Here is a 7,432-nt window from a genome sequence, read left to right as displayed (position 1 = left end):
GCTCGGAGATGTGTACAAGAGACAGCACCTGGATGGCCTGGCCGGGGCCCAACCCCACCTTCGCCTCCGGTGCCGAACTGGACGAGGCCCGCCGTGCCTGGGCCGGTGTCGCCCGGGCCGTGCGGCGCTTCGAGCCGGTGACCATGGTGGTCGGGCCCGGCCAGGAGGAGGGGGCGGCGGCGCTGCTCGGGCCGGACGTCGAGCTGGTCCTGCGGCCGCTCGACGACGCCTGGATGCGGGACATCGGCCCCACCTTCGTCACCGACGGCAGCACGCTCGCCGCCGTCGACTGGACGTTCAACGGCTGGGGCGCCCAGGGCTGGGCCCGCTGGGAGCACGACCAGCACATCGCCCGGGCCGTCGCCGAGCTGGCCGGGGTCCCCGCCCACAGCTCCCCGCTCGTCAACGAGGGCGGCGCGATCCATGTGGACGGCGAAGGCACCGTCCTGCTCACCGAGACCGTCCAGCTCGGCGCGGAACGCAACCCCGGCTGGACCCGGGAGCAGGTCGAGGCGGAGGTCCACGCCCGCCTCGGCACCGAGAAGGCCATCTGGCTGCCCCGGGGGCTGACCGGCGACTACGGGACGTACGGCACGCTCGGCCATGTCGACATCGTCGCCGCCTTCGCCCGCCCGGGCACCGTGCTCGCCCACGTCCAGCCGGACCCGGCCCACCCCGACCACGAGGTCACCCGCGAGCTGCTGGCTGTCCTGCGGGCCGCCACCGACGCCAGGGGGCGCGCCCTGGAGGTCGTCGAGGTGCCCGCGCCCAACGTGCTCCGTGACGAGGACGGGGAATGGGTCGACTACTCCTACATCAACCACTACCTCTGCAACGACGCCGTGATCCTCTGTGCCTTCGACGACTCGCGCGACGAGGAGGCCGCCGCGATCTTCCGGGGCCTCTTCCCGGACCGTACGGTGACGCCGGTCGACGCCCGTACGATCTTTGCCGGCGGTGGAGGCATCCACTGCATCACCCAGCAGCAGCCGAAGGTCCGAGCGAACCCATGACCCGCGCCCCCCGTCGCACCCACCACGCCGCCCCGCCCCGCGAGGACGTCCTCGCCGCCGCCATGGCCACCGTCGCCGAGCGCGGGCTCGACGGGCTGACCATGGCCGGGCTGGGGCGGGAGGTGGGGATGAGCAGCGGGCACCTCCTCTACTACTTCCGCACCAAGGACGAACTGCTCCTCCAGACGCTGGAGTGGAGCGAGCGGCGCCTCGGGGCCGAGCGCGGCGCCCTGCTGGCCCGGCCGGGGACGGCCCGTGAGCGGCTGGACGCGTACATCGACCTCTACCTGCCCGCCGGGCACCGCGATCCCCACTGGACGCTCTGGCTGGAGGTCTGGGGCCGCTCGCAGAACGCCGACGACGACGCCCGCTCCCGGCAGGCCGCCATCGAGGGGGTCTGGCACCGCGACCTGGTGGCGCTGCTCGCCGAGGGCGTCTCGCGCGGCGAGTTCCGGCCGGTGGACGCCGACCGGTTCGCCGCCCGGCTGCGGGCGCTGCTCGACGGGTTCAGCATCCATGTGACGGTCGGGCTCCCGGGCACGGGCCGCGAGCAGGTGCTGGGGCAGGCGGCGGAGTTCCTGGACGAGGCGCTGGCACCGGGCGCTCACTGAGCGATGCGACCAGTGTCACGACCGCATCCTGAGACACCGCAGTCACGGGACCGTCGCTGTGCGAGACTGCTTCCGTGTCCTCGTTCGTCATGATTATTGGCAACAGGCGCGCCGGTCCGCAGTGACCGCCCCGTACCACCATGTACGGCGCGGCCATCGTGCCCCAGACCCGCGCGCAGACCTCTCGCACCCGCGAGGGGTTTTTTCGTTTTCCGGCCCGTACCCGGGTCGGAACGAGGCAAGCGGGATGATGGGGGCAAGTGGAACCCGATCGTCCGGATCCACTCATCCGACAGGAGTCACATCAGCATGACCACCAAGGCCAACGCCACCGACGACAGTTTCCATGTCTTCGACACCACACTGCGCGACGGTGCTCAGCGTGAGGGCATCAACCTGACGGTCGCCGACAAGCTGACCATCGCCCGTCATCTGGACACCTTCGGTGTGGGGTACATCGAGGGCGGCTGGCCGGGGGCCAACCCCCGCGACACGGAGTTCTTCGCCCGCGCCCAGCAGGAGATCACGTTCGAGAACGCCCAGCTCGTGGCGTTCGGCGCGACCCGCAGGGCCGGCGGCAGCGCGGCCGAGGACCCCCAGGTGAAGGCGCTCCTGAGCTCCGGTGCCCCGGTGATCACCCTGGTGGCCAAGGCGCACGACCGGCATGTGGAGCTGGCCCTGCGCACCACCCTGGAGGAGAACCTGGAGATGGTCCGCGATACCGTCTCCCACCTCCGCGAACAGGGCCGCCGGGTCTTCGTGGACTGCGAGCACTTCTTCGACGGCTACCGCGCCAACGCCGCGTACGCCAAGTCCGTGGTCCGCACCGCGTACGAGGCGGGCGCCGAGGTCGTCATCCTCTGCGACACCAACGGCGGCATGCTTCCCGCCCAGGTCCAGGCCGTCGTCTCCACCGTCGTCGCCGACACCGGCGCCCGCCTCGGCATCCACGCCCAGGACGACACCGGCTGCGCCGTCGCCAACACCCTGGCCGCCGTGGACGCCGGCGCCACCCACGTCCAGTGCACGGCCAACGGCTACGGCGAGCGGGTCGGCAACGCCAACCTCTTCCCGGTCGTCGCCGCCCTGGAACTCAAGTACGGCATGAGGGTGCTGCCCGAGGGCGCGCTCGCCGAGATGACCCGCATCTCGCACGCCATCGCCGAGGTCGTCAACCTCACCCCCTCCACCCACCAGCCGTACGTGGGTGTCTCGGCCTTCGCCCACAAGGCCGGGCTGCACGCCTCCGCGATCAAGGTCGACCCCGACCTCTACCAGCACATCGCCCCCGAGCGGGTCGGCAACACCATGCGGATGCTGGTCTCCGACATGGCGGGCCGTGCCTCCATCGAGCTGAAGGGCAAGGAGCTCGGTGTCGACCTCGGCGACGACCGCGCCCTGGTCGGCCGGGTCGTGGAGCGGGTCAAGGAGCGCGAACTCCAGGGCTACACCTACGAGGCCGCCGACGCCTCCTTCGAACTGCTGCTGCGCGGCGAGGTCGAGGGCCGGGCCCGGCGCTACTTCCGTACGGAGTCCTGGCGGGCGATCGTCGAGGACCGCCCCGACGGCACCCACGCCAACGAGGCCACCGTGAAGCTCTGGGCCAAGGGCGAGCGGATCGTCGCCACCGCCGAGGGCAACGGCCCGGTCAACGCCCTGGACCGGGCCCTGCGCGTCGCCCTGGAGCGGATCTACCCGCAGCTCGCCAAGCTGGAGCTGGTCGACTACAAGGTCCGCATCCTGGAGGGCCGCACGGGCACCGAGTCCACCACCCGCGTGCTCATCACCACGGGCGACGGCACCGGCGACTGGGCGACCGTGGGGGTCGCCGAGAACGTCATCGCCGCTTCCTGGCAGGCACTGGAGGACGCGTACACCTACGGACTGCTGCGCGCGGGCGTCGAGCCCACGGAGTAGCCCGCCGGGAATGTACCCGCGCGAGAGCCGCCGCCCGTCACCGGGTGGCGGCTCTCGCGCGTTCAAGAGGTGAACGCACAACACTCCCTGCCCGGTGGGCAGATGGGTACGGACCAATCTCGGCGTGAAGTATTGACGGCCCCGTATCGGCGCGGTTAACTCCAGCCGCAACGCCGGTACCGGTTCCGGAACCGGTACCGAACGCGTCGGCGGACGTGCCGCAGCCCTGCCCGCCGCGCTGTCCCACCCTGCTCCCACCTGCTCGTTCCCCCACCCCTGCCTGGTCCCGTGGAGGCCCGGATGCGTGTCACCATCGCCGATGTCGCCCGTGAGGCCGGCGTCAGCAAGACGACCGTGTCGCGGGTCATCAACACCAAGGGCGAGGTGGACCGCTCCACAGCCGCCCGTGTTCGTGAAGTGATCGCACAGCTCGGCTACGTACCCAGCTCCGGAGCCGTCGGTCTCGCCCGCGGTTCCAGCCGTACGGTCGGCATGCTCGTGCCCTCGCTGACCTGGCCGTGGATGGGCGAACTGCTCCAGGGCGTCGTCGACACCGTCGAGGCCGCCGACTACGGGCTGCTGCTCTTCACCTGCAACCGCGGGGCCGAGTCCGTCCAGCGCTTCACCAGCCAGGTGTCCGCGCGCGCCTTCGACGGGCTGGTCGTCGTGGAGCCCGAGAACACCCTCGGCCACCTCACCGAACTGCACCGCGACGGCCTGCCGATCGTGCTCATCGACGATCGCGGCCACCACCCGGAATTCCCCTCCGTCGTGACCACCAACCACGAGGGGGGTGCGTCCGCGGCCCGCCACCTGCACGCCGCCGGACGCTCCCGGCCCCTGGTCCTGACCGGCCCCCAGCACTTCGGCTGTGTACGGGACCGGCTGGACGGTTTCCGTTCCGTGCTGCCCACCGGACTGGTCGTCGAAGGAGACTTCACCGAACGCGGCGGCCGGCTCGCCGTCGAGGAACTCCTGGCGCGCGGCGCCGTGTTCGACTCCGTCTTCGCGCACAACGACATCAGCGCGGCGGGCGTGCTCCGCGCCCTGCGGGCCGCCGGCCGCCGGGTCCCGGACGACATCGCCGTCGTCGGCTTCGACGACATCCCGATGGCCGAACACACCGAACCGCCCCTGACCACCGTGCGCCAGCCCACCCGCCGGATGGGCGAGACGGCGGCCCGGATGCTGCTCTCCCACCTCGGCGGCACGCCCGTACCGGACGGACCGGCCGTGCTGCCCACCGAACTGGTCGTGCGCCACTCGGCGCCGTGACGGACCCGGCCGCACGGCCGCGCCCCGCTTCGCCCCCTTCCGCCCGCCGGGATCTCTCCGACCCCGGCAGCCCCTTCCTGGAGTCGCCATGTCCGCACGCCGTCGCACCACCCTCAGAGCGGTCGCCGCAGCCACCGTCGTGGTGGCGCTCGCCGCCGGTTGCTCGAACGCCAACTCGGGTGCCAACAAGGGGGGCGGCGCCGCGGGCGGCGTACTGACCCTGGGCAAGCCGGACGGGCCGCAGACGAACAACAGCAACCCGTTCCTCAACACCTCGGCCGGTGCGGTCCTCGGCTACCGGTACATGATCTACGAGCCGCTGGCCATGACGAACATGATCAAGCCCACAGAGAAGGCCGACCCCTGGCTCGCCTCCGAATGGGCCTGGGAGGACAACTTCACCAAGGTCACCTTCACCCTGGACGAGCGGGCGAAGTGGGCCGACGGCAAGCCCCTGACGGCCGCCGACGTGGAGTACACCTTCAACCTCCTCAAGAAGCACTCGGCGCTCAACTGGAACGGCATCCCCTTCGACGGGATCGCCGTCGAGGACGGGAAGGTCGTGCTGACCTTCGAGGAGTCCCAGTTCGTCAACCAGAACAAGATCATCCAGACCTTCATCGTGCCCAAGCACATCTGGGAGAAGGTCGAGAACCCGGAGACCTGGCCCAACCGCACCCCCGTCGGCTCCGGCCCGTACAAGCTCAAGACGTTCACCCCGCAGACCACCACCCTGACCGCGACGCCGAGCTACTGGAACGGCACCACGAAGGTCAAGGAGCTGCGCTACACCGCGTACAACGACAACAGCGCGGCCACCACCGCGCTGGCCACCGGCAAGGTCGAGTGGTCCTTCGTCTTCATGCCCAACCACAAGCAGCTGTTCATCGACAAGGACCCCGAGAACCACCAGCTGTGGTTCCCCTCCGGCCTGGGCATCCACGGCCTGTGGTTCAACACCGCCCGCAAGCCCTTCGACAACCCGGCGCTGCGCAGGGCGATGGCGATGGTCGTCGACCGCAAGGCCATCCACATCCAGGCCCAGGCCACGCTCTACCCGGAGATCACCAACCCGACCGGCATCCCGCTCCCCGCCGGTGAGCCCTTCCTCGCCCCCGAGTACCAGGACGCCACCACCAAGCCCGACGTCGCCGGGGCCAAGAAGGTGCTCGACGAGGCCGGGTTCACCCTCAGCGGCGGGGTCCTGAAGGACCCGTCCGGCAAGCCGGTGAAGCTGACCTTCACCGACCCTGCCGGCTGGAACGACTACATCACCGGGCTCGCGATCATCAAGGACAACATCAAGGAACTCGGCATCGACGCCAAGGTCAGGACGCAGACCGCCGAGGCCTGGGGCGCGGACGTCGCCAACGGCAACTTCGACGCCACCCTGCACTGGACCAACAGCGGCGCGACGCCCTACGACATGTACCAGAACATCATGGACGGGGCGATCCTCCAGCCCGTCGGCAAGAGCTCCCAGCAGGGCAACTTCGGGCGCTTCAAGAGCCCCGAAGCCACCGCGGCGCTCAAGGAGTACGCCAACGCCACCGGGGACGAGGCCCGCACGAAGGCCCTCAACACCATCCAGAAGATCTTCGTCGAGGAGGCGCCCGTCATCCCGACGGCCGCCGCGCCCATCGGCGCCGAGTACTCCACGAAGAACTGGATCGGCTGGCCCACCGAGGCCAACCCGTACGCCCCGCCGCAGCACACCCAGCCCACCGCGCTGGAGATCGTGCTCAACCTCAAGCCCTCCTCCAAGTAGGCACGGGGAAGGACGGGGAGAACCGGCCATGACAACCAGCGACCAGCCCGGGCACGTGCCGTCCGGCACCGATGTGGTGCTCGAAGCGCGCGGAGTCACCAAACACTTTCCCCTGCGACGCACCGCCCGCGACCTGTTCGCCCGCCGGCGCCGCAGCGTCCACGCCGTCGACGACGTCTCGCTCACCCTGAGACGCGGCACCGTCACGGCCCTGGTGGGGGAGTCCGGCTCGGGCAAGTCCACCGTCGCCCGCCTGCTGGCCCAGCTCCATCCGCTCACCTCGGGCGAGATACGGCTGGGCGGCGAGCCGGTGGTGGCCGGTCGCGGCCGGTCCTTCCGCCGTTACGTACGCCGGGTCCAGCTGATCTTCCAGGACCCCTTCGCCTCGCTGAACCCGGTCCACACCGTGCGCTATCACCTGACCCGCGCCCTGAAGATCCACGGCCGCGCGGGCAGCGGGGAGGCGGACCTGGAACAGAACCTGGCCGACCTGCTGAACCGGGTCCAGCTGACCCCGCCCCAGCAGTTCCTGGACAAGTTCCCGCACGAGCTGTCGGGCGGGCAGCGCCAGCGCGTCGCGATCGCGCGGGCGCTCGGCGCGGACCCGCAGATCCTCCTCGCCGACGAACCCGTCTCGATGCTCGACGTGTCGATCCGGCTCGGCGTCCTCAACCTGCTCCGCGACCTCAAGGAACGCCTCCACCTGGCGATCCTCTACATCACCCACGACATCGCCTCCGCCCGCTACTTCGCCGACACCACCCTCGTGATGTACGCGGGCCGGATCGTCGAGGGCGGCGACAGCGAGCGCGTCACCCAGCACCCCGCCCACCCCTACACCCAGCTCC

The 7,432-nt window shown here is 70.6% G+C and carries 6 protein-coding genes; all 6 read left to right on the top strand.

Annotated features, from left to right (window positions below; translation table 11 throughout):
* Positions 1-8 precede the first annotated feature (8 nt).
* The gene (locus HET64_RS33955; protein ID WP_215111102.1) at positions 9-1,013 is read left to right on the top strand and encodes an agmatine/peptidylarginine deiminase; all 1,005 of its coding nucleotides are present in this window, start codon (positions 9-11) and stop codon (positions 1,011-1,013) included.
* On the top strand, positions 1,010-1,624 hold the full coding sequence (locus tag HET64_RS33950) for a TetR/AcrR family transcriptional regulator (protein ID WP_215111101.1): 615 nt from the start codon (positions 1,010-1,012) through the stop codon (positions 1,622-1,624). The genes HET64_RS33955 and HET64_RS33950 overlap by 4 nt, the downstream gene beginning before the upstream one ends.
* A 309-nt stretch (positions 1,625-1,933) precedes the next feature.
* Complete coding sequence (gene cimA, locus HET64_RS33945) at positions 1,934-3,541, top strand: citramalate synthase (RefSeq protein WP_215111100.1); 1,608 nt, start codon at positions 1,934-1,936, stop codon at positions 3,539-3,541.
* 300 nt (positions 3,542-3,841) lie between these two features.
* Positions 3,842-4,816 carry a LacI family DNA-binding transcriptional regulator gene (locus HET64_RS33940; RefSeq protein WP_215111099.1) on the top strand — a complete coding sequence of 325 codons (975 nt, stop codon included), beginning with the start codon at positions 3,842-3,844 and terminating at the stop codon, positions 4,814-4,816.
* 88 nt (positions 4,817-4,904) lie between these two features.
* Positions 4,905-6,584 carry an ABC transporter substrate-binding protein gene (locus tag HET64_RS33935; protein ID WP_215111096.1) on the top strand — a complete coding sequence of 560 codons (1,680 nt, stop codon included), beginning with the start codon at positions 4,905-4,907 and terminating at the stop codon, positions 6,582-6,584.
* A 28-nt stretch (positions 6,585-6,612) separates the two neighbouring features.
* Positions 6,613-7,432, top strand: an 820-nt coding sequence (locus tag HET64_RS33930) for an ABC transporter ATP-binding protein (protein WP_215111095.1), incomplete at its 3' end; no start/stop codon positions are given.

It is taken from the genome of Streptomyces sp. McG3 (assembly GCF_018619185.1).
Taxonomy (GTDB): Bacteria; Actinomycetota; Actinomycetes; order Streptomycetales; family Streptomycetaceae; genus Streptomyces.
This window is presented reverse-complemented; position numbering and strand designations above follow the sequence as displayed.

Excerpts from the sequence above, each read along its gene's own strand:
- HET64_RS33950 (WP_215111101.1), top strand. The coding sequence starts at position 1,010 with ATGACCCGCGCCCCCCGTCGCACCCACCACGCCGCCCCGCCCCGCGAG.
- HET64_RS33940 (WP_215111099.1), top strand. The coding sequence starts at position 3,842 with ATGCGTGTCACCATCGCCGATGTCGCCCGTGAGGCCGGCGTCAGCAAG.
- HET64_RS33955 (WP_215111102.1), top strand. The coding sequence starts at position 9 with ATGTGTACAAGAGACAGCACCTGGATGGCCTGGCCGGGGCCCAACCCC.
- cimA (WP_215111100.1), top strand. The coding sequence starts at position 1,934 with ATGACCACCAAGGCCAACGCCACCGACGACAGTTTCCATGTCTTCGAC.
- HET64_RS33935 (WP_215111096.1), top strand. The coding sequence starts at position 4,905 with ATGTCCGCACGCCGTCGCACCACCCTCAGAGCGGTCGCCGCAGCCACC.